This window comes from Pseudoduganella plicata, assembly GCF_004421005.1.
Lineage (GTDB): Bacteria > Pseudomonadota > Gammaproteobacteria > Burkholderiales > Burkholderiaceae_D > Rugamonas > Rugamonas plicata.
In genome coordinates this window covers 1-20,975 of record NZ_CP038026.1, presented here as the reverse complement: position 1 = coordinate 20,975, position 20,975 = coordinate 1, and the positions used below count along the sequence as shown (strand labels likewise).

Annotated in this window: 15 protein-coding genes, 1 tRNA gene and 1 pseudogene; 8 read left to right on the top strand and 9 right to left on the bottom strand. The window is 65.2% G+C overall.

Features of this window, described 5'->3' with window-relative positions:
- Positions 1-93: 93 nt before the first annotated feature.
- Together E1742_RS26500 and E1742_RS26495 are read right to left on the bottom strand one after the other, a co-directional pair.
- Positions 94-828, bottom strand: a complete 735-nt coding sequence (locus E1742_RS26500; RefSeq protein ID WP_229466374.1) for a TonB-dependent receptor domain-containing protein — start codon at positions 826-828, stop codon at positions 94-96.
- 2 nt (positions 829-830) lie between these two features.
- Positions 831-2,141: a TonB-dependent receptor gene (locus tag E1742_RS26495; protein ID WP_229466372.1), complete on the bottom strand. Its 1,311-nt coding sequence runs from the start codon at positions 2,139-2,141 to the stop codon at positions 831-833.
- A 280-nt stretch (positions 2,142-2,421) separates the two neighbouring features.
- Here E1742_RS26495 and E1742_RS00075 point away from each other — a divergent pair, with 280 nt between their 5' ends.
- The 8 genes and pseudogenes from E1742_RS00075 (at position 2,422) to E1742_RS00045 (ending at position 11,432) form a co-directional block, all read left to right on the top strand.
- Positions 2,422-4,071, top strand: a complete 1,650-nt coding sequence (locus E1742_RS00075) for a M14 family metallopeptidase (RefSeq protein WP_229466370.1) — start codon at positions 2,422-2,424, stop codon at positions 4,069-4,071.
- A 222-nt stretch (positions 4,072-4,293) separates the two neighbouring features.
- Complete coding sequence (locus E1742_RS00070; RefSeq protein WP_134382609.1) at positions 4,294-4,494, top strand: hypothetical protein; 201 nt, start codon at positions 4,294-4,296, stop codon at positions 4,492-4,494.
- A complete protein-coding gene (locus E1742_RS00065) occupies positions 4,485-6,410 on the top strand; it encodes a TonB-dependent siderophore receptor (protein WP_134382607.1) in 1,926 nt (641 codons plus the stop codon). Before E1742_RS00070 ends, E1742_RS00065 begins: the two co-directional genes overlap by 10 nt.
- Complete coding sequence (locus tag E1742_RS00060) at positions 6,410-7,846, top strand: DUF3526 domain-containing protein (protein ID WP_134382606.1); 1,437 nt, start codon at positions 6,410-6,412, stop codon at positions 7,844-7,846. The genes E1742_RS00065 and E1742_RS00060 overlap by 1 nt, the downstream gene beginning before the upstream one ends.
- On the top strand, positions 7,843-9,252 hold the full coding sequence (locus tag E1742_RS00055; protein ID WP_134382605.1) for a DUF3526 domain-containing protein: 1,410 nt from the start codon (positions 7,843-7,845) through the stop codon (positions 9,250-9,252). Before E1742_RS00060 ends, E1742_RS00055 begins: the two co-directional genes overlap by 4 nt.
- Positions 9,253-9,259: 7 nt before the next feature.
- Positions 9,260-9,481, top strand: a pseudogene (locus E1742_RS27185) (ATP-binding cassette domain-containing protein); the annotation flags it as partial.
- Positions 9,441-9,974, top strand: coding sequence for an AAA family ATPase (locus E1742_RS00050; RefSeq protein ID WP_307721898.1), 534 nt, complete (start codon positions 9,441-9,443; stop codon positions 9,972-9,974). The pseudogene E1742_RS27185 and the gene E1742_RS00050, both read left to right, overlap by 41 nt.
- Before the next feature lie 183 nt (positions 9,975-10,157).
- Positions 10,158-11,432 (top strand): aminotransferase class V-fold PLP-dependent enzyme, encoded by a 1,275-nt coding sequence (locus tag E1742_RS00045; RefSeq protein WP_134382604.1) that lies wholly within the window; start codon positions 10,158-10,160, stop codon positions 11,430-11,432.
- 275 nt (positions 11,433-11,707) lie between these two features.
- On the opposite strand, the gene E1742_RS00040 is transcribed toward E1742_RS00045, so the two are convergent.
- The 7 genes from E1742_RS00040 to cysS form a co-directional block, all read right to left on the bottom strand.
- Positions 11,708-13,963, bottom strand: a complete 2,256-nt coding sequence (locus tag E1742_RS00040; protein WP_134382603.1) for a PhoX family protein — start codon at positions 13,961-13,963, stop codon at positions 11,708-11,710.
- Positions 13,964-14,732: 769 nt separating this feature from the next.
- Positions 14,733-14,825, bottom strand: a tRNA-Ser gene (locus E1742_RS00030).
- Positions 14,826-14,942: 117 nt separating this feature from the next.
- Positions 14,943-16,190, bottom strand: coding sequence for an aspartate kinase (locus E1742_RS00025; protein ID WP_134382600.1), 1,248 nt, complete (start codon positions 16,188-16,190; stop codon positions 14,943-14,945).
- A 138-nt stretch (positions 16,191-16,328) separates the two neighbouring features.
- The gene (gene tilS, locus E1742_RS00020) at positions 16,329-17,690 is read right to left on the bottom strand and encodes a tRNA lysidine(34) synthetase TilS (protein WP_134382598.1); all 1,362 of its coding nucleotides are present in this window, start codon (positions 17,688-17,690) and stop codon (positions 16,329-16,331) included.
- A 115-nt stretch (positions 17,691-17,805) separates the two neighbouring features.
- A complete protein-coding gene (locus E1742_RS00015) occupies positions 17,806-18,780 on the bottom strand; it encodes an acetyl-CoA carboxylase carboxyltransferase subunit alpha (protein ID WP_134382596.1) in 975 nt (324 codons plus the stop codon).
- Positions 18,781-18,847: 67 nt separating this feature from the next.
- Positions 18,848-19,522 (bottom strand): DNA-3-methyladenine glycosylase family protein, encoded by a 675-nt coding sequence (locus tag E1742_RS00010; protein ID WP_134382594.1) that lies wholly within the window; start codon positions 19,520-19,522, stop codon positions 18,848-18,850.
- On the bottom strand, positions 19,522-20,907 hold the full coding sequence (gene cysS / locus E1742_RS00005) for a cysteine--tRNA ligase (RefSeq protein WP_134382592.1): 1,386 nt from the start codon (positions 20,905-20,907) through the stop codon (positions 19,522-19,524). The genes E1742_RS00010 and cysS overlap by 1 nt, the downstream gene beginning before the upstream one ends.
- Positions 20,908-20,975 lie beyond the last annotated feature (68 nt).

The window sequence follows — 20,975 nt, the reverse complement described above, 5'->3', positions numbered from 1 at the left end:
CGGCATTTCATGCCCGGAGTACTCGCGTGCGAGTGCAAATGTTGCGCAGCCGCGGTACAGGCGGCCGGCAGTCTCTGCCTGGCTGGCCGACGCCTACAGACTGTAGTTCAGCGAAAGAAATGCGGACCGCCCCGGTCCGGACGAGAACATCGGCTGGGCCTGCGCGCCAGGCCAGAAGAAGTTGTCGTACCACGCATACTCGTAGCGCCGGTTGGCGAGGTTCTTCACCTGCACGTCAATGCTGGCCCGTTCGGACAGCCGGTAGCGCAGGCTGGCGTCGAACAGCACGAAGCCGCCGAACTTGCCCTGCTCGTTGGGGCTGTCGATGAAGTAGCTGCCCTGTCCACGCCCCTGCAGCCCGAACCGCAGGCTGCTTGATGCCCGGTACTCGACACCGGCCGTGGAGATGTGACGCGGCGTGGAAAACACCTCCTTGCCCGCCAGCGAGGTGCCGGCCGCCGTGAAGGCTTTCAGGACTTCGGCCTTCTGCAGCGAGTGCGAGGCCCATACGTCCAGCCTGTCGTTCACCTGGCCCGAGACCTGCAGGTCCACGCCCTGCCGGCGCGTTTCGCCCAGGCCGACCGTGGTACCGGTGGCCGGCATGTTGGCGACTTCGCCGGTGGCGTCCTGCCGCCACACGGCCAGGCGCATCTCGGTACGCGGTGCGGGCTTGAACTTGACGCCCAGCTCCTTGCCGGTATTGATCGACGCGTCGAACGTGGCCTGGCCGGGTGCCACATAGGCCGGCGCCCCCGAACCGGTCAGCACCTGGAACGTACGTCCCCAGTTGGCGTACACGCTGATGTCGGTGGCCGGGCTGTAGACCATGCTCAGCTTGGGCTGCCGGATCCAGCCGTAGTCCTGCAGCCGTGCGGATCCCCCGCCATCAGCGTGCTGTCGCCGGAGAACTTGTCGGCACGCCAGCCGGGCACGATCTTCAGCGATGCGCTCGGCCGGATAATGGCCTGCAGGTAAGCACCAACGTTGTCGAGCGAATATGTGTCGTCATTCTGCACGAGCACGGGCGCGCCGAAATCGGTCGGCATCGCGTAGCTGAAGCGCATGCGCCGATAGCGGTTGTCCTGCTGCTCGGCGTTGATGCCGCCGTCGAGGGTCACGAGCTCGCTCGCGCGCCACGTCAGATTCCCCAGGTAGCCGACCTGCCGCTCATCCCAGATCCGCCGCTGCCGCGGCGCGGAGCCTGCGGGATTGCTCGTGAAGGTGACGCGCCGGTCATCGTCATAGCTGTTGTAATAGATCCGGTTGCTAAAAAACGCGTCCGGCGTGATCTGCCAGTCCAGGTGGACACTGGCGTGCCGCATGTCGCGTTCGCTGCGGTCGTTGCCGTTCTTCGCCGGCCACTGGCGCCGGTCCGAGGCCAGTTCCGCGGCGGTGAGGAAGCCCGGCTCGCCCGCGTCATGCTTGTAGGCACGCACGACCAGGCCGGCCTTGACCGCCTTGTCGGCCGACGTGACGAACCATTTGCCGCCGATCGAATATTTTTCGGAACCGCTGCCGCGGTACTCGTCCGACTGTTGCGAAGCGATGAAATAGTTCTGCGCAAGATTGCCCTCTTCCCGGCCTACGGCGAACTGGACTTCGCGTGTGTCGTAGCTGCCGAGGGTCAGGCGGCTATTCGTGTAGTTGCCACCCTGCCGGGTCCCGAAATTGATGTTGCCGCCAATATTGTGCAGGCCGTAGCGCGGATCGTTCGTGCCGCGCACCACTTCGATGTAATCGATCTCCAGCGGGAAGATCATGTCGATGAAACGCTGGTTGCCGCTGTTGACGTTGCTCGGAATCCCGTCGATCAGGACCTTGATGCCGTTGATGTAACCCTCGCCATTAAAGGCGCGGAACGTGGCCTTGCCCGATTCGGCGCCCATGCGCGTTTCAGTGAGCTGCACGCCCGGCAGCTGGCCCACGAGCTCCCAGCTGTTCATCACGTTCTTGTCCTCGACCTTGTCGGCCCCCAGCAGGTCCACCGACGTCAGGACACGATTGCTCAGCAGTGGTCCGGCAGCCCGCTCAGCGCTGATACGCACCTCGCCCATGACGACGGTGGAGTCCTGGGCGTTTGCGCCCTGATTCGACATCGCCGCCATCGAGGCGAGCAGCAAGGGTAAATGTTTCTTTTTCAAACCAGAGACCTTCTCAAGAATGGATCATGCCCGGCCCGCGCCGGTGTGAGTACCGGGCATCCGATACCCGAACAGACAATAATGATATATCATTCTCATTACCATCGGCAATACGATGCGTCCTTATCCTCGTTTCAGAAGGTCAGTCTTGCAAAAGCTCATTGTACGTTCGTTCATCCCGGCAATTATCCCGGCAGTTCTTTCATGCGTCTATGCAGGAGCCTGCGCAGCACCGCTGGCAGCCGTTCTCCCTCCTGAGGCTCCCTGGCAAGGCAAAAGCATGGAGCGCGTCGTTCCGGCCGCCGACCCGCATGCCACGCCACTGGAGCGCTCCGGATTCGTGCGCTCGCCCGACTATGCGCAGACGGTGGCGTATCTGCGTTCGATCGATGCCGGGTCCCGGCTCATTTCCCTGCACGCCTTCGGCAAGAGTTACCAGGGCCGGGAACTTTACTACGTACTCGCCGGGAAGCCGGGCGCCGGGAAGCCGGGCGCCAGGAAACCGGTCGTCCTGGTCCAGGCCGGCATCCATGCCGGCGAGGTCGACGGCAAGGATGCAGGCCTGATGCTGCTGCGCGACATCGCCCAACGCGGCCGCGACGATCTGCTGGACCACGTGGACCTGGTCTTCATCCCGATCCTGAACGTGGACGCGCACGAGAACGCGAGCGAGGCGGGCCGTCCGCACCAGCGCGGCCCCTTCCTGAAAGGTGCGCGCACCAGCGCGCAAGGCCTCGATCTCAACCGCGATTATGCAAGATTGCAGTCGCCCGAGGTCGCCGCGGTGGTGAAGCTTCTGCAGCAGTTCGATCCGGCGCTGTATATCGACGTGCACGTCAGCGATGGCATCGACTACCAATACGACGTGACGTACACCTTCGCCGGCTGGGGCACCTACGCGCGTTCGCAAGCGACGGCGCAGTGGCTGATGACCGCGTACAGCACCGATGTCGACAAGGCGCTGACCGCAGATGGCCACCTGCCGGCCGCCTACCCGAGCTGGGTGGACGAGAACGCGCCGCACCTCGGCCTGCGCATCAGTGCCGAAGGGCCGCGCTATTCGACCGGTTACGGCGACTTCATGGGCATCCCGACCGTGCTCGTGGAGAATCATACGATGAAGCCGTACCGGCAACGCGTGCTGGGCACGTATGTGCTGCTGGAACAGTCGTTGAAGACCGTGGCGCGCGAACATGCCCGGATCGCAGCAGCCAAGGACCGCGACCGGGCGGCACGCCCGGCACAGCTGATGGTTCGCTGGGAACGCGAATCCGTGCCGCGCGAAGTCAGAGAGTTCAAGGGCTACCGCTACGATTCGTACCTGTCACCGGCATCCGGCGCCAGGGAGCTGCGCTGGACGGGCGAGCCGCAGACCATTGCCATGCCGGTATTCGGCGTTCGCTCCACCAGGGAGGTCACCTTGCCGCGGGCCTGGTGGATCCGGCCCGAACACACTGGCGCGATCGCATTGCTGCGCTCGCATGGCATCCGGATGGAAGTGCTCGACATGTCCCGTGCCGCAATGGTCGACGTGGCGCAGATGGCCAACGGCGGGCATCGCCAGGAACTGCGCAGGCCGTCGAGGAGCGTGACGATGCCGGCCGGATCGGTGCGCATTCCCGCGGACCAGCCGGGGCGCCTCCTGGCCGCCGCGCTGCTGGAACCGGAAAGCGACGACTCCATGCTGGCCAACGGCATGTTCGATCACGCACTGCCGCCCGAGTCGGCCCTGTCCCGGCATCTGCTGGCACCGCTGGCCGACCGCCTGCTGGAAACCGCACCCGGTCTGCGCGCCCTGTTCCAGGACGCCATCGCCAAGGATGCGGCCTTCGCCGCCGATCCGCAGGCACGCCTGAACTGGTGGCTGGAGCGTTCGGAATATGGCGATCGTTCGAGCTGGACCTACCCCGTCATGATGGAGCGACGCTGATACCGACGGCTGCGCGCATACGCAACGTTCTCGGTGCGCGAGAGGAGACGCGCCCGAACGATCCGATGCCGTCGGTCACCATCTTTATTCTGCCGTTATTGATAATGGCATCTCATTATTAGATAATAGCGGGGACGATTGCCGGTTTGCCTCGCCTCTCATCCCTATGCCGACTCGCGGACGTCCCGGTTTTCCTGACGACGCCCACCAACAAGAGATGCAATGAAAAGACGATCTGCCCTGACGCCCGCCGGCCCTGCCCTCCACACACTGTACCGCTCTACGTTGGCCTTGCTGGTCGCCGGCACGATCCCGCTCGCCTCGGCGCAGGAAGCCGTGCCGCAAGTCATCGTGAACGGCAGCGCCGAAGAGCCCTATGCCCCGGGCACCGCCACGGTCGGGGCAAAACGCCGTTGCGCCTGATCGACATCCCCCAGTCGGTGACCGTGTTCACGGAGCAGCGCATGCGCGACCAGAACCTGTTCACGCTGGGCGACCTGATGCAGCAGGCCCCGGGTGTCAGCGTCATGCCCTTCGACGGCGCCAATCCCGACTTCCGTTCACGCGGCTACAGCCTCGAGCAAGCCTACGACGGCATTCCCGCAGCCAGCCCCGGCAGTGGCACCCAGGAGTTCGAGCTTGCCATCTACGAGCGCGTCGAGCTGCTGCGCGGACCCGCCGGCGTCACGCAGGGCGCGGGACAGCCGGGCGGCATCATCAACTTCGTGCGCAAGCGCGGTTCGCGCGAGGCGCGCCTGTCGGCCGCCGCGAGCGCCGGTTCCCATAGCAACCGCCGTATCGAGATCGACGCCGGGGCACCGCTGAACGCTGCGGGCACCCTGCGCGGGCGGGCCGTCGGCACATTCCAGGAGCGCGACTACTTCCACGACGTTACCCACGATCGCAAGTGGCTCGGCTATCTGGCGCTGGACGCCGACCTCGATTCCGCTACCGTGCTGTCGCTGGCGTTTGCGCGCCAGGTCGACAATCTGCGCTCGCCGTCGATGGGCTTGCCCGCTTATCTGGACGGACGTTTCCTGGACGTCAGCCGCTCCCTGCACGTGTACCCGTCCTGGAACCGCTTCTTCTGGGCGACCAACGAAAGCAGCGCGGAACTCTCCCGCCAACTCGGCGATGGCTGGGAAGTGCGGGCGCGCGCGGTCCACCGCACCGTCGACAAATTCTACAAGGACGCCTACCCCAGCACGGGTGTCAATCCCGCAACGATGCGCGCCACGTATGCGCGGCGCGCGGCCGCGCTGGACTTCCAGCGTACCGGCGCCGACCTGTACGCCTCCGGTCCGGTCAAGCTGTTCGGCCGCAGCCACGCGCTCGTTATCGGCTATAACTGGGAGCAGCGCCTGGCAAGCAACCGCAACGTCACCTACTCGGCGGTGCCGAATGTGAGCATCTTCCAGCCTGAGACGGTGGCGGAGCCGGATGGCGATTTTGCGCGCGGCAACGACAACAGAGTCACGCAGTCCGGTTTGTACACTCAGGCCCGGCTGTCGCTGGCCGATCCGCTCACCCTCGCGCTGGGAGCGCGCGTGACGCGTTACCGCAGCGAGAGCCGCGCTATCGCGCCTTCGCCGGTCACGCCCTTTGTGACGGGCGCCATGGAACGCGGCGAGGTGACGCCCTCCGTCGCGCTGCTGTGGCATCTTGCCGCCGGCATCAACGCCTACGTCAGCTACGCGGACATCTTCTTCCCCCAGGCGCTCTTCGACGCTGCAGGCCAGGTGCTCGATCCGCGCGTCGGCAAGCAGGTCGAACTGGGCGCCAAGGGCAACTTCCTGGACGGCCGGCTGAACGCTTCGGCCGCCATGTTCCGCAGCCGCGACCGCAACCGCGCCCTGTACACCGGCGTCGGCGACATCTATACGGCGGCCGGGACGGTCGAAGTGCGGGGCGTCGAGTTCGAAGTCGGCGGCCGTCCGCTGCCCGAGCTGAATCTGTCGGCAGGCTATACCTGGCTGAGCACCGAGTATGGCGTGCACCCCACCCTGGAAGGCAGCCAGTTCTCGACTTTCGAACCGAAGCACAGTGTCAAGCTGTACGCCCGTTGGCAGCCGGGCTGGATGCGCGGCCTTTTCGTGGGCGGCGGCGTCACTGCCAACAGCGCGCTCCTTGGCAGTGGCGTACCGGGGCTGCGCGAACAGGGCGGATATGCGGTAGCCAACGTCCAGGCGGGTTATACCTTCGCGCGCGGGGTCACAATGAGCGTGGCCGTCAACAACCTGTTCGACCGGACTTACTGGGCACGGGTGGGCGGGCTGAATACCTACAACACCTACGCCGACCCGCGTAGCGTGCTGCTGAGCGTGCGCGGGAGCTACTGATGCACGCCCTTTCCTCCAGGGCGGTGCTGCGGGAGGTCGTGCGCCAGCAGTGGCTGATTCTGCTGCGCGAGCGGCGCCTGCGCATTCTCTGCGTCCTGGTGCTGGCGATCACCGCGATCGCTCTGGTGGATGCGGCGCTCGATGCGCGCCGGGTCCAGGAGGCGCGCGCCCACGATGCCCACGTTGAGGCTGAGGTCTGGAAGGCGCAAGGCGCGGCCAACCCGCATGGCGCCGCGCACTTCGGTCGCTATGTCTACAAGCCGGTGCAGCCTCTGTCGGTGCTCGATCCGGGCCTGCAGGATCACCTCGGCGGCGCCCTCAAGCTGGAAGGCCACGTACAGAACACCAGTCGCTTCAAGAGCACCGATGGCGGGGCTGCCCTGAGCCGCTTCGGCGGTTTCAGCCCGGCCTTCGCCATGCAGGTGCTGGTGCCGCTGCTGATCGTGTTCGCCGCCTTCGGTGCATTTTCGGGCGAACGCGCGCGCCAGCTGATGTGGCAGGAGATCGGCGCCGGCGCCAGCCCCTGGCAGCTGCTGGCCGGCCGTTTCATCGCGTTCGCCGGGGCACTGCTGGGAATGCTGATCCTCGCAGGCATCCTTGTCGCGCTGCCTGCAATGGCGGCCTGGGACGCGCAGTACTTCGCCACACTTGCGCTGATGCTGTCCGGTTACGCCCTGTACTGGCTGGCGGTCCTCGGCATCGTGCTGGCTATCACGGCCGCGGCAGCCAGCGCGCGGATCGCGCTGCTGGCGGGACTTGGCTTCTGGATCGTCAGCACGATGCTGGTACCGATGCTGGCTCCCATGCTCGCGGAGCGCCGCCACCCGACACCCACCGCGACGGCCTTCCATGTGCGCGTCGTGGACGAGATCATGAAAGGTCCGGATGGGCACAACCCGCGCGACATGCGTTTCGCCGCCTTCCAGGAGGCGACCCTCAGGCAGTACAAGGTAAGCAGGGTCGAAGACTTGCCGATCAATTACAGCGGGCTGTTGTTCGAATACGGCGAGAAGACCACCGCCGACATCTACAACCGCCACTTCGACCGGCTGTACGCGGACTACGACGCCCAGGCTTGCTTCAGCCTGAAGGCAGCCATCATCTCGCCGCTGATGGCGCTGCGGCCCCTGTCGGCGGCACTGGCCCAGTCCGACCTGCCGGCGCACCGTCACTTCCTGGTCCAGGCCGAGCGCTACCGCTACGATCTGGTGCAGACGCTGAACCGCGATATCAAGTTCAACCGCAAGCGGGAAATGCGCGAGTATGCGTCCGACGTAGCGGCCATCACGCACGGCGTGCGCTTTGCGCCCCGGCCCTACTCTCTCGGCGAGACCCTGCCGCGTACGGCGGCGCCGTTTGCCTGGCTGCTGGCCTGGCTGGCGGGCGCCATGGCGATGATGCGACTTGCGGCCTCGCGGCTGGAGGGCAAGGCATGAGCGCCACCGCCATCATCTTCCGTACCGAACTACTGCGCATGGTGCGCGGACGCTGGCTCGTGCCACTCTGGCTGGCCTTCCTTGCCATGTGCGGATACGCTGCGTGGGAAGGCGCGGCCTGGAGCGCGCAGCGCAGCGCAGCGCTGGCCGCGATCCAGGACGAGGAGCGCGAGGTGCACCGGATGCGCCGCAACCAGATCGTCAACGAGCTCACGCCCGAGAACAAGTCCCGCTACGGTGGCGCCATCTATCCCACGGCGATGTCCTTGCGCGCCACGCTGCCGCCCGGCGAACTGCCGGTGCTGACGGTTGGCCAGGCCGAGGGCTACCCGATGGCCGCGAAAATCTTCCCTTTCGTGGCCAGCAACACGATCTTCGACGAGTACATGGCCGGCATGGAGAATCCGGCGGTGCTGGCCGCCGGGCGCTGCGACGTGGCCTTCGTCCTGGTCTGGCTTTTGCCGCTCCTGATCCTGGCCGGCAGCGTCGATCTGTGGTCATTCGAACGCGAACGCGGCATGGAGCCCTTGCTGCTGGCCCAGCCGGTGACGCCGCTGCGCTACGTGACCGCAAAGGCCGCAGCGCGCACGCTGCTGCTGGTGGGTCCGCCGGTATTGCTGCTGATGGCGGTGCTGTCCATTGCAGCGTCACCAACGCCGGCGGCGCTGCTGCAGGCCGCCGTATTGACCGCGCTGTACGGCCTGTTCTGGGTCGGCTTCGCCGCCCTGGTCAACGTGTTTGCGCGCAATGTGGCGCAGGCCGCGCTGGGTTGCGTCGCCGGCTGGCTGGTGCTGGTGGTATTGCTGCCGGCGCTGGCGCTCGGCGTGGCCGACCAGGTCGCGCCGCCGTCCAATCCAGCCGAGCGCACCAATGTACTGCGGGCGATGGCGATGCAGGCGCGCGCCGAGCTTCGCCAGCAAAGTGCGGCCGCTTCCCGGCCCGGACACGCGCCTGCGCCAGACATACCTGACAACCTCCGGCGACGCGCCAGGGAAGTGGAGCGCGGCGAGGAACTGATCCGCACCGCGGTGCAACCTTACCGTGCACAAGACGAGCGCCGGCGCTGGTGGATGGACGTGCTGCGCGCAAGCTCGCCGCCCATTGCCTTCCAGGACGGACTGGAGCGTCTGGCAGGCACCGATGCGGGCCGCGCCGTGCGCTTTCAGGAGCAGGCACACGCCTTCCTGTTGCAGGTCCGCCGGCTGACGTACCGTTATCTGGACGAAGACCGGCTGCTTACCGCGGCCGACTATGACCACGGCATGCCGCGCTTCACCTTCCGCGAAGCGCCAGCGGCCCGGCACCTGGGCGCGCTGTCCGCCGACGCCGGCGTCATGGTGCTGGCCCTGCTGGCACTCCTGGCCGTTGGCGTGCGCCGACTGCGCCAGGCAAATCCGATCGAATGAGGCTTACATGCTGCGTACCCATGCTTTAACCAAGACCTTCGGCGCCCACCGCGCCCTCGACGGCCTCGACCTCGATATCGCGCCGGGCGAAATCTTTTGCATGCTGGGCGCGAACGGCGCCGGCAAGACCACCACGATCAAACTGCTGATGGGGTTCCTGACGCCCACGTCGGGACAGGCCCTGGTTGATGGGATCGACGTGCAGGCCGAGCCGGCGCAGGCGCGCAGACGCCTGCTCTACCTGCCGGAGCAGGTGGCCCTGCGGCGAGCTGAGCGGGCTGGAGAACCTGCGCTATTTCGCGGGGCTGGCAGGTGTTCCCGACTGCACGCCGCAACGCCTGCGCGGCTGGCTGGCGCAGGCAGGCGTGCCTGCCGAGGCGGTCGAGCGCCGCGCCGGCGGTTACTCGAAAGGCATGCGCCAGAAAGTGGCGATTGCGCTGGCGATTGCACGCTCGGCGCGCGCCCTGCTGCTGGACGAACCAACTTCAGGTCTCGACCCGCAGGCCAGTGCCGAGTTTCATCGCCTGCTGCTGGGCCAGCGCGACGCCGGCGCCAGCATCCTGATGGCGACCCACGACCTGTTTCGCGCAGGCGAGGTGGCCACCACGATCGGTTTGATGCGCAACGGCCGTCTGCTGCGAACCTTCAATGCGCAGGACCTGAGCGCGCGCGATCTGGAACAGTTGTACCTTGACGAGATGTCGGTAGCGGCCGCCCCGTAAGCGCTGGCGAGCTCGCGCCTGCATGCTGAAGTCTGGTGATACCGGTGCAGGCCACGCCGCGTTCGTACGGAAACACCGGACGTGCGCGTCGATGCCGGCCCGTTCGTAAAGGCGGCAGCGCAGGCCGGCCTGGAACAGTTCCCGCATTCCACACTTGCTGTAAAACCACTGACAGGAGCATGCATGAGTACATTCGCACAACGACGCCGGACACTGCTGCGCGCTGCCGCCGGCCTGACCGCCGGGCTGGCCGCCGCCGGAGGCGCCCGGGGCGCCGTCCCGGGCGCGAGCAGAGCACTCGATTGGCAGCAGCTGGCCGCCAGCTACGACGTCGCAAGCGACTTCGTCAACCTGGAAAACGCCTATTACGGCATCATGGCGCGGCCGGTGGCGGAAGATTTCAAGCGCAATATCGATTACCTGAACCGCTATAACTCGTACTTCCTGCGTCGCGAGTTCGACCGCAAAGGCATCGAAACGATCCGTGCCCAGCTCGCGGCGCATGCGGGCGTGGCAACGGGCGAACTGGCCATTACCCGCAGCGCCACCGAATCGATGCAGAACCTGATCTGCAACTACCGGCTCGTCAAGCCCGGCGAGACGGTCATGTACGGCAATCTCGACTACGACACGATGATCGACGCGATGGCCGACCTGGCCCGCCGCAGTGGCGCCAGTACGGCGACGGTACAGATCCCGGAACCGGCCACGCGCCAGAACGTCATCGACGCCTATGACCAGGCGCTGCGCAAGCACCCGCGCACCAGGCTGTTGCTGCTGACGCACGTCAGCCACCGCACCGGGCTGGTCATGCCGGTCGCCGAGATCGTGCGGATGGCCAAGGCACGCGGCGCGGATGTCGTCGTGGACGTGGCACAGTCCTGGGGACAGCTGGACTACAGGATTCCGGACCTTGGCGCCGATTTCGTCGGCGCCAACCTGCACAAGTGGGTGGGCGCCCCGCTCGGCCTGGGCTTCCTGTACATTCGCGAAACGCGCCTGCAGGACATCGGCGTGCAAGCGGGCACGACCAACTTCCCTGCGACCGACATACGCTCCCGCGTCACTGCCGGTACGGTCAACATGGCCGCGATCATGACAATCCCGGCGGCCCTGAAGTTCCACGGGCAGTTTCCCCTGGCCGAACGCGCGGCCCGGCTGCGCGGGTTGCGCGACGACTGGGTGCGCCAGGTCATCGACGTACCCGGCGTACAGATCCTCACGCCCGAGGAGCCGGGCATGAGCGGCGCGGTCACGTCGTTCCGCCTGCGCGGTCGCACCGGTTTCGAGGACAACGTGGCGCTGGCGCGGCGCCTCGCGGACGATTACGGCCTCTTCACCGTGGCACGGTCCGGCCCGGCCGGCGGCAGCTGCATCCGCGTGACGCCGTCGTACTTCACCCGCGACACCGACCTGGCCCGGCTGGCCGCAGCCATCCGCGAGCTGGCGCGGACGTAAGCGGACGTGCGTTTCCGGTACGAAGAAACAGTACATTGAAGCGAGCCGAATGGTGGGGTCAATGTACTGTTGAGGTGCTTGCTGCCGCAACCGACATTGCGCGTGCGTCAGGGGCATCAAGAGATAGTGTGGAGTTTCCTGCCGCGAGCCACTCGTCCTGGTCGAGCATTGCCAAGCGCTTGTAAACCACTACAGGGCTGCAACGATGAAGTCAGCGAATCGCAATAGCGAGATGCTTCCCGTTGCAGCCCATTTACCGGGCAGGAGCGATCGGTTTAGGTACCGATCCGTCCCCCGTCATTCTTGGTAATGACGATCGTCGCCGAACGCGGACGCTTGCCCGCGCCATAGCCGGCATTGGCGGGCCACTGGCTGGTGTATTTGGCCGGATCGCCAATATTGGCCAGCGCGGTGTTCTCGCCCGGGTGCTGGATATTGACGAACAGCGCCTTGCCGTCCGGGGTCTCCGTGATGCCGGTGATTTCCGCGCCCACCGGCCCCACCAGGAACCGCTTGAGCGTATCGGCACTGGCCTTCTTGCCCACGTAGGTGTCGACATTGAGCTTGGTGCCGTCCGCCTTGTCGTAGACGAGCGTGGTCTTTGCGCCGTCGCCGACCTTGCCCGGCAGCGCTGCCAGCATCATGTTGTTGGTGACGTCGGTATAGGCGCCATCGTCGGTCTGGATCCAGCAGATGCCGGTGCTCTTCAGGAAGGCCAGGCCGTCCGGGCTCGAGTGGTCCTGGTCGGCAGTCAGGCCCGACAGGTTGACGCGGGTCGCATCCGCGCCGCTCTCGGCGCCGAACAGGTAGACGTCCCACGTGAAGCTGGTGGCGGCGGAGCCGGCGACGCCTTCCCTGAAGCGGATGATGTGGCCGTTCGGGTTGCCGTTCTGCGCGCTCGACCCCTTCATGTCGGTATAGGCGCGCGGGTTGCCGGCGTCGGGCGGCAGCTGCGACGAGCCGCTGGCGTTGACGTTGCGATTCGAATTGTTGGTCAGCGTGTAGTAGATCTCGCCGTTGGCCGGGTTGACCGAGCACCATTCGGGACGGTCCATCTTGGTCGCGCCGACGGCATCGGCGGCCAGGCGGGCGTTGACCAGGACATCGGCCAGGTCGGCGAACTTGTAGGTGGCGTAGTTCGCGATCAGCGGATTGTTCATCGACAGCTCGATCCACTGGCCGCTGCCGTCGGCGTTGACCTTGGCGACATACAGGGTGCCTTCGTCCAGGTACTTGTCACCGGTGGCGATGCGGTCGCCCGGATTGGCGTCGGCCGCGCTCCATGCGGCTTTCGTGACGAACTTGTAGATGTATTCATTGCGCGAGTCGTCGCCCATGTAGACCGCCAGCGGCTGGCCCACGACCGGATTGCTGAAGGCGGCGCTTTCGTGCGCGTAGCGGCCCAGCGCGCTGCGCTTCCTGGCCGGTCTGGTCTTGTCGTACGGGTCGACTTCGATGATGTAGCCCTGGCCATTCATCTCGTTGCGGTAGTCGTCGCTGCCATTGAGCGATGCGCCCTTCTTGCTGATGTCCCAGCGCTGGTACTTGTCGTCCGTGCCGCCGGTTTCCCAGCCGTGGCGCGAGGTCGCGCCCTGGTTGCGGCCGTAGCGGCGCAGCGAGACCACGCTCTTGTCGTTGCGCGCGGCATCGTCGGTTGCCGAACGGACGAAGTAGCCGGACCAGTTTTCTTCGCCCGACAGGTAGGTGCCCCATGGCGAACGGCCGCCGCCGCAATTGTTCAGGGTGCCGCGGGTCCTGGTGCCGTCCGGCGAAAACTTGGTCACCAGCAGGGCATTGCCGCGAGCCGGCCCGGCGATTTCCACTTCGGACAGGGCCGTCAGGCGGCGGTTGAAGGTCGAATCGGCCACGGTGTTCCAGGCGCTACCGGTCTTGCGCACTTCGACCACGCTGATACCGTGGACTGCGACTTCCCTGTCGACTTCCGCAGCAGGGCGCGGCAGGCTGGTGGTGCCGCCGTTGGCATGCAGGAAGTGCGAGGACAGCTTCTCGTCGGTGGTGGCTTCGTGGTTCATCGCCAGCACGCCGCGGTCGGAACCGGTCGCCGACGGGGTGCCGGTGGCGGACAGGCCAAAGTATTCCATGCCGTCGTGGTGGTCGCCGGCACGGTTATCGAAATCGGCGTCGGTGCCGTCGTTCTTATAGGCCGGGGTGCCGGCGCGCAGCGGATCGCCCAGCGCGTACAGGACGGCGGCAGTGTAGCCGGTCGGGACGATGACACTGTCGGCCAGGCTCTTCGGCACTGCGGCAAAGCCCAGCAGTTTCTCGGCAGGCGGGGTAATCACCGGCGGGGTCGGCGCGGGGGCCTCGGCCACAGGATCGTCCGAGCTGCCGCAACCTGCCAGACCCAGGCCGCCAAAGACGGCGCTGGCTGCCGTGGCGAAGCCGCCGCGCAGCATGTTGCGGCGCGAGAGACGTGCGCTCAGCACGGTGTTGAAGTGCTCGTTAGACGAGTTATTGCAATTCTCATCCGACTCGACAATAGTAACTACCAGTTCATCCGGCTTGTGCATTCCCGTATCCTTAGGTGGGTTTTAAAACTGCGCGGATTGTAGGGCAGGTAAATGACAGGGCTGTGACGAGCCGACATGTATTCAAAAGAATTCGTGCGACTGAATCGCCCCGGGTTCTGTAGAGGCGCCATTTTTCGAGAGAACGGCGCTATGAAGGAGCATCATAGTGGCGAAGCATCCGATCCAGCGGCCCTTGCCACGGGAGGTCTCCCGCCGTATCCGGGCAGCTCGCGGGCATTTGTGGGTACGTTTGTGGGTACGCTTGTGGGGTCCACAGGTCAGGATCGCACTGGGTGCGATTGTCCGATACCTGCCGATCGTGGTGAACTTCCAGTCGTGGCTGGACCCGGCCGTCATCGTGTCCGCGCTGCCGGCCGCGCCGGCGGGCATCGTGTGGATGCTGTCCGTGCCCGCGCTGACTGGCGCGATCATGTGCAGGGCGTGGCAACCGCGAGCATCGTCAGCGCCATTATGGTGGTTGATCCCGCTGAGCACGGCGGGCAGCGTGAGTGGCAGCTGGAGCAGCGCGGAGCGCCAGTGTTCTTGCGGTGGCGCTCCGCTTAGCGGGCGCCTTGCACTGCGCGCTCATCGCCCGGCGATAGACGGCGCATACGTCGCGCGCCCTCGGCGCGCGGCGCTGGCGCTGAAGCGCCAGCAGATGGGCGATTCGACAGGGCCTCGCGCTGGCAGGCGCTCGTCTTCGAATCCACCGTCGTCCGGGAAGAACAAATAAAAAAGCCTCCCGCAGGGGAGGCTTTTTTATTTGTTCTGGCGGAGACGGTGGGATTCGAACCCACGATACAGGTATAAGCCGTATGCTTCCTTAGCAGGGAAGTGCCTTCGGCCACTCGGCCACGTCTCCTAGTCGATCGCTCAACTATGTCTTCTGCTCCGCATTTCTGTGTCACATCAGACGACCGCCATAGTAATTGCCACGACCACTTTGGTCAAGGAAATCGGCGATCTTTTTTTGAAATATTTACTCTTTGTCCAGATCGAACGCCTTGTGCAGCGCGCGCACGGCCAGCTCCATGTATTTCTCGTCGATCAGCACCGATATCTTGATCTCGGAGGTCGAGATCATCATGATGTTGATGCCCTCTTCGGCCAGCGTGCGGAACATGTCCGAGGCGACGCCCACGTGGCTGCGCATGCCCACGCCGACGACGGAGATCTTCGATACTTTCGCGTCGCCGATCAGCGTGGCGAAGCCGATTTCGTCCTTCTGCGCGTTCAGCGCTTCCAGGGCCTTGTTGTAGTCGTTGCGCGAGACGGTGAACGTGAAGTCGGTCTTGCCTTCGACGGACTGGTTCTGGATGATCATGTCCACTTCCACGTTGGCCGCGGCGACCGGGCCCAGGATGTGGTACGCCACGCCCGGGCGGTCGGCCACGCCCATGACGGAGATTTTGGCTTCGTCGCGGTTGAAGGCGATGCCGGAGATGACTGCTTGTTCCATATTCTTGTCTTCCTCAAACGAAATCAGGGTTCCCGAGCTGGCTTCCTCGGCCAGGTCCATCAGCGGGTCGGTCAGCGACGACAGCACGCGTGTCGGCACGCGGTAGTTGCCGGCGAATTCGACGGAGCGGGTCTGCAGCACTTTCGAGCCCAGCGACGCCAGTTCCAGCATCTCTTCGAAGGTGATCGCCTTCAAGCGGCGTGCTTCCGAAACGACGCGCGGGTCGGTCGTGTAGACGCCGTCGACGTCCGTGTAGATCAGGCATTCGGCCGCCTTCAGCGCGGCCGCGATGGCCACTGCCGACGTGTCGGAACCGCCACGGCCCAGGGTGGCGATGTTGCCGTTCTCGTCGACGCCCTGGAAGCCCGTGATGACGACGATCTTGCCCGCTTCGAGGTCGGCGCGCACGCGCTTGTCGTCGATCGACTGGATGCGCGCTTTCGTGAACGCGGAATCGGTTTTAATGCCCACCTGCCAGCCGGCGTACGAGACGGCCTGTTTGCCGATCGCCTGCAGTGCCATCGACAGCAGCGCCACGGAGACCTGTTCGCCCGTCGAGGCGATCATGTCCAGTTCGCGCGGGTCGGGCGGGTTCTGCACTTCCTTGGCCAGCGCGATCAGGCGGTTGGTTTCTCCGGACATCGCGGACGGCACCACGACGATCTGGTGTCCCGCGTCGTGCCACTTGGCCACTCGGCGCGCGACGTTCTTGATACGGTCCGTCGATCCCATCGACGTACCGCCGTACTTGTGAACGATTAAAGCCATAACTTGCGTTTTCCACTCGGTTGAAGTAAGGGGGTCCTTAACTCTACATGCTGCGCTGCAAAAGGACAAGTCAAAAGGTTAACAGCCCCATACAGTTACGGCATAAGCTCATGCGAAAAACGGCTCCAGGGCCGAAGATTATTCCGGCTGCCAGCGCAAAACAACGCAGTCATTGCGGCCCTGCACAATGTTGTGGCAATCCATGCCGAGGCCTGCGGCGTATAACAACTGCCCGGGAATGCCGACCACGGGCAGCCGGCCGCGCTCCCAGGCCGGGATATCGAGTGCCTGGTAATGCTGCTTCAGCCCGCGCGTGGGCCGGTTCGGTGCAAGCTTGAGGCGTTCGCCACCGCGGCGGAACGAGATTGTCAGCAGCTGTTCGCGCAGCCACTCGGGTGCGCAGCCCCCTTCCGCCACGTCGAAATGCAAGGTGCCGCCGTAGTCGGGAAACGCCAGCGACGCTTCGCCGCGCCATCGGAAATGCTGGAACGGCGCGTCCTCGAAAATGTCCTCGCGCGTCCCGGCCAGCTCGCGCTGTTTCGGCGCCAGGTACAGGCGGCCGCGGTAGCGCCGCACTTCGCGGTCCGGATGCGTGACCAGCAGGTTGGCGTCCTCGCGTGCCTCCAGCAGTTGCGTCGTCATTTCCAGCAGCCAGCTGGCCGACGGGATGCGAATGCCTTCCACCGCAAACCAGTGCCGCAACAGGTTGTTGCGGCGGTCGGCGCTCAATGCGCGCAGTGCTTCCACGTCGATGCCGCCGTCGCGCGCGCAGGCTTGCAGATCCTGCTGCGCCAGTTCCGTCAGCAGCCGCTGCGCCGACTGCGCGTGCGCGGCGCTGCGGGCGAACCTTTCCTGGTAGCCGGGGAACGCGGCGGCCAGCGCCGGCATGACCGTGTGCCGCAGCGCATTGCGGGCGTAACGCGTGTCGAGATTCGATTCGTCCTCGATATGCGCGATGCCGTGTTCGCGGGCGTATGCTTCCAGTTGCTGGCGCGATGCCTGCAGCAGCGGGCGCGCCAGCACGAGGTCCGCGCTGCCCAATAACGCCGGCGCGTGGTTGGCCGCGTCCATGCCGGACAGGCCGGCCGGGCCTGCGCCGCGCGCCAGTTGCAGCAGCAGCGTTTCGGCCTGGTCGTCCAGGTGATGCGCTGTCAGCAGCAAGGTCACGCCATGCTCGCGACACAGCTCGCCCAGCGCCGCATAGCGGGCCTGGCGGGCCGAAGCCTCGATGCCCTCCCTTGCCCCGTTGACGTTGATGCGGCGGCTCGCGAACGTCACGCCCAGCCTCGCGCTTTCTGCAGCGCAGTGGGCCTCCCAGGCGTCTGCATTGGCGCTCAGCCCGTGGTGGATGTGGAAGGCGAACAGCGGGCGGCCCAGCGCGCGCGCCAGGTGCAGCAGGACGGAGGAATCGAGGCCGCCGCTGCAGGCAATGGCGAGCGGCTGGCTGGACGGCAGGCCGGCGATGGCGGCGGCGAAAATGGTGTCGAGACTGGACTTCATTGGGTACTCATAAAAAAAACCGGGGACAGGCACCTGTTTTCGGGAATGCATTCCCGACAACAGGTGCCTGTCCCCGACGTCGGGACTATCCCCAACTTTGGTACCGCCGCAGGCTTTACTCCTGCGGCGTGGTTTCCTTGAACTTGCCGTAGCTGAGCAGCTTCTTGTGACGGTTGTCCAGCAGCTCTTTCGTCTTCATGCCCTGGAACTGGCGCAGCGAGTCGGCCAGCGCGCGTTTCAGCAGGCGTGCCATTTCCTTCGGATCGCGGTGGGCGCCGCCCAGCGGTTCCGTGACGATCTTGTCGATCAGGCCCATGGCTTTCAGGCGGTGCGCCGTCAGGCCCAGCGCTTCGGCCGCTTCGGCCGCGCGTTCGGCCGTCTTCCACAGGATCGACGCGCAGCCTTCCGGCGAGATGACCGAGTAGGTCGCGTACTGCAGCATCAGCACGGCGTCGCCGACGGCGATCGCCAGTGCACCACCGGAGCCGCCTTCGCCAATGATCGTGGCGATCAGCGGCACTTTCAGTTCGGCCATCACGTACAGGTTATGGCCGATGGCTTCGGACTGGCCGCGCTCTTCCGCGTCGATGCCGGGGAACGCGCCGGGCGTGTCGACAAACGTGAAGATCGGCAGGTTGAATTTCTCGGCGACCTTCATCAGGCGCATGGCCTTGCGGTAGCCTTCGGGTTTGGGCATGCCGAAGTTGCGCATCGCGCGCTCTTTCGTGTCGCGGCCCTTCTGGTGGCCGATGACCATGCAGGGCTGGCCGTTGAAGCGGGCCAGGCCGCCCACGATCGACTGGTCGTCCGCGTAGGTGCGGTCGCCGTGCAGTTCGTGGAAGTCGGTGAAGATCTCGTTGACGTAGTCCATCGTGTACGGCCGCTGCGGATGGCGCGCGATCTGCGCCACCTGCCATGGCGTCAGCTTGGCGTAGATGTCCTTGGTCAGCTGCTGGCTCTTCTTGGCCAGGCGGTCGATCTCTTCCGAGATATCGACGGCCGAATCGTCCTGGACGAAACGCAGCTCTTCAATTTTGGAATCCAGTTCCGCGATCGGCTGCTCAAAATTGAGGAAAGTAGTTTTGGTCATTGGTCCTCCGAGAGTATGAATCCCGTGCGTTGGCGGGTAGCCGGGTCGCGCGAATTCGAATTTTTCGTCATTCTACCGGAACCGCCGGCGCCGCCGGATCGAGGCTGCGCCACAGATACCATGTCGCCACGGTGCGGAACGGTTCCCAGTTGGCGGCCACCTCGCGCGCATCGCTGCGCGAGACGGGCTCGCCGGAAAAATAGTTATGGCTGATGCCCGCGATCAGGCGCGGGTCGTCCAGCGGCAGCACATTCGGCCGCAGCAGGTTAAAGATCAGGAACATCTCGGCCGTCCAGCGCGTGATGCCGCGGATCTGCACCAGCTCCGCGATGACGGCTTCGTCCTCCATCGCATGCCACTCCGTGGCATGCACCTTCTTCGTCTTGAAGTTGTCGGCCAGGTCGAGGATGTATTCCGTCTTGCGCTTGGACAGCCCGCAGTCCGCCAGCTGCGCCGCACCCGCCTTGATGACGAGCGCCGGCGTGAATTTCGGGCACGCCGCCAGCAGCTTCTGCCAGGCTGCGTTGGCGGCCTTGGGCGTGACCTGCTGGTTGACGATGGAACGGGCCAGGGTCGTGAACGGGTCGTCGTGACCGACGAGGTGCAGGTCGCCGAACTGGGGGATCAGCTTGTTCATGATGCGGTCGCGCCGCATTAGTTCCAGCTTGGCCTCTTCCCAGTACGGCGGCACCACCAGCTGGCGGCCGACGGCGTCCGTCTTGTCCCTGGATTGAAGCACCATTATGCGCGACGCCAGTTCGTCGTGCCGTCCGGCTTGTCTTCCAGCACGATGCCCTGTGCCAGCAGGTCGGCGCGGATCTTGTCGGACTGCGCGAAGTCGCGCGCCTTCTTGGCCGCCGCACGCGCCGCGATGGCTTCACCGATCATGGCTTCGCCGATAGCGTCCGTTGCGCCGGCCTGCAGGAATTCCTGCGGCGTGCGCTCCAAGAGCCCGATGACGCCGGCCAGGCCCTTGAGCTGGCGCACGGCAACGGGCGACTTCGACTTGTTCACTTCCGACGCCAGGTCGAACAGCACGGAGACGGCGATCGGGGTATTGAAATCGTCGTCCATCGCTTCGGCGAATTTTTTCGCGTTCTCTTCGTTCCAGTCGAGCGGCTGGCCATCGCCTTCGACGCCGTCGAGCGCCGTGTACAGGCGCGTCAGCGCGCCACGCGCGTCTTCCAGATGCGCATCCGAGTAATTGAGCGGGCTGCGGTAGTGCGCGCGCAGGATAAAGAAGCGCACGACTTCGGCGTCGAACACCTTCAGCACATCGCGGATCGTGAAAAAATTGCCCAGCGACTTGGACATTTTTTCGCCATCGACGCGAATGAAACCGTTGTGCAGCCAGTAGTTCGCCATCGGGTGGCCGAACGCGCCCTCCGACTGCGCGATCTCGTTTTCATGGTGCGGGAACTGCAGGTCGGCGCCGCCGCCGTGGATGTCGAACTGCTCGCCCAGGGTGCCGAGGCACATGGCGGAGCATTCGATATGCCAGCCGGGACGGCCCTGGCCCCATTTCGAGTCCCATTTCACTTCGGCCGGCTCGGACTCCTTCGAGGCCTTCCACAGCACGAAATCGAGCGGATCGCGCTTGCCTGTGTTGACGTCCACGCGCTCGCCGGCGCGCAGGTCGTCCAGCGATTTGCCGGACAGCTTGCCGTAGCCTTCGAAGCCGCGCACGGCGTAGTTGACGTCGCCGTCCTCGCCCTGGTACGCCAGCCCCTTCGCTTCCAGCTGCTCGATAATCGACAGCATCTGCGGCACGTATTCGGTGGCGTGTGGCACGTCGGTGGGCGGCAGGATGCCCAGCGCCTGCGTGTCCTCGTCCATGTAGCGCTCGAAGCGCGACGTCAGCGCGTAAATCGATTCGTTGTTCTCGACGGCGCGGCGGATGATCTTGTCGTCGATGTCGGTCACGTTGCGCACGTAGCGCACGTCGTAGCCCGAGGCCTTCAGCCAGCGGTAGATCACGTCGAACGCCATCATCATGCGGCCGTGGCCCACGTGGCAGTAGTCGTACACCGTCATGCCGCACACATACATGCGCACCTTGCCCGGTTCCATCGGTACGAACGGCTGCTTCTCGCGCGCCAGCGTGTTGTAAATCTTTAAGTTGCTCATCGGACTCATATTCCTTGCTGCCGATCGCGGCAATACGAAATCAGGGCGCCGGCATTTTGTGCCGTGCC

Bases quoted from the DNA above. Each gene is read 5' to 3' on its own strand.
- E1742_RS26500 (WP_229466374.1), bottom strand. From the start codon at position 828: ATGGTCTACAGCCCGGCCACCGACATCAGCGTGTACGCCAACTGGGGA.
- E1742_RS00075 (WP_229466370.1), top strand. From the start codon at position 2,422: ATGGAGCGCGTCGTTCCGGCCGCCGACCCGCATGCCACGCCACTGGAG.
- E1742_RS00070 (WP_134382609.1), top strand. From the start codon at position 4,294: ATGAAAAGACGATCTGCCCTGACGCCCGCCGGCCCTGCCCTCCACACA.
- E1742_RS00060 (WP_134382606.1), top strand. From the start codon at position 6,410: ATGCACGCCCTTTCCTCCAGGGCGGTGCTGCGGGAGGTCGTGCGCCAG.
- E1742_RS00055 (WP_134382605.1), top strand. From the start codon at position 7,843: ATGAGCGCCACCGCCATCATCTTCCGTACCGAACTACTGCGCATGGTG.
- E1742_RS00050 (WP_307721898.1), top strand. From the start codon at position 9,441: ATGGGATCGACGTGCAGGCCGAGCCGGCGCAGGCGCGCAGACGCCTGC.
- E1742_RS00045 (WP_134382604.1), top strand. From the start codon at position 10,158: ATGAGTACATTCGCACAACGACGCCGGACACTGCTGCGCGCTGCCGCC.
- E1742_RS00040 (WP_134382603.1), bottom strand. From the start codon at position 13,963: ATGCACAAGCCGGATGAACTGGTAGTTACTATTGTCGAGTCGGATGAG.
- E1742_RS00025 (WP_134382600.1), bottom strand. From the start codon at position 16,190: ATGGCTTTAATCGTTCACAAGTACGGCGGTACGTCGATGGGATCGACG.
- tilS (WP_134382598.1), bottom strand. From the start codon at position 17,690: ATGAAGTCCAGTCTCGACACCATTTTCGCCGCCGCCATCGCCGGCCTG.
- E1742_RS00015 (WP_134382596.1), bottom strand. From the start codon at position 18,780: ATGACCAAAACTACTTTCCTCAATTTTGAGCAGCCGATCGCGGAACTG.
- E1742_RS00010 (WP_134382594.1), bottom strand. From the start codon at position 19,522: ATGGTGCTTCAATCCAGGGACAAGACGGACGCCGTCGGCCGCCAGCTG.
- cysS (WP_134382592.1), bottom strand. From the start codon at position 20,907: ATGAGCAACTTAAAGATTTACAACACGCTGGCGCGCGAGAAGCAGCCG.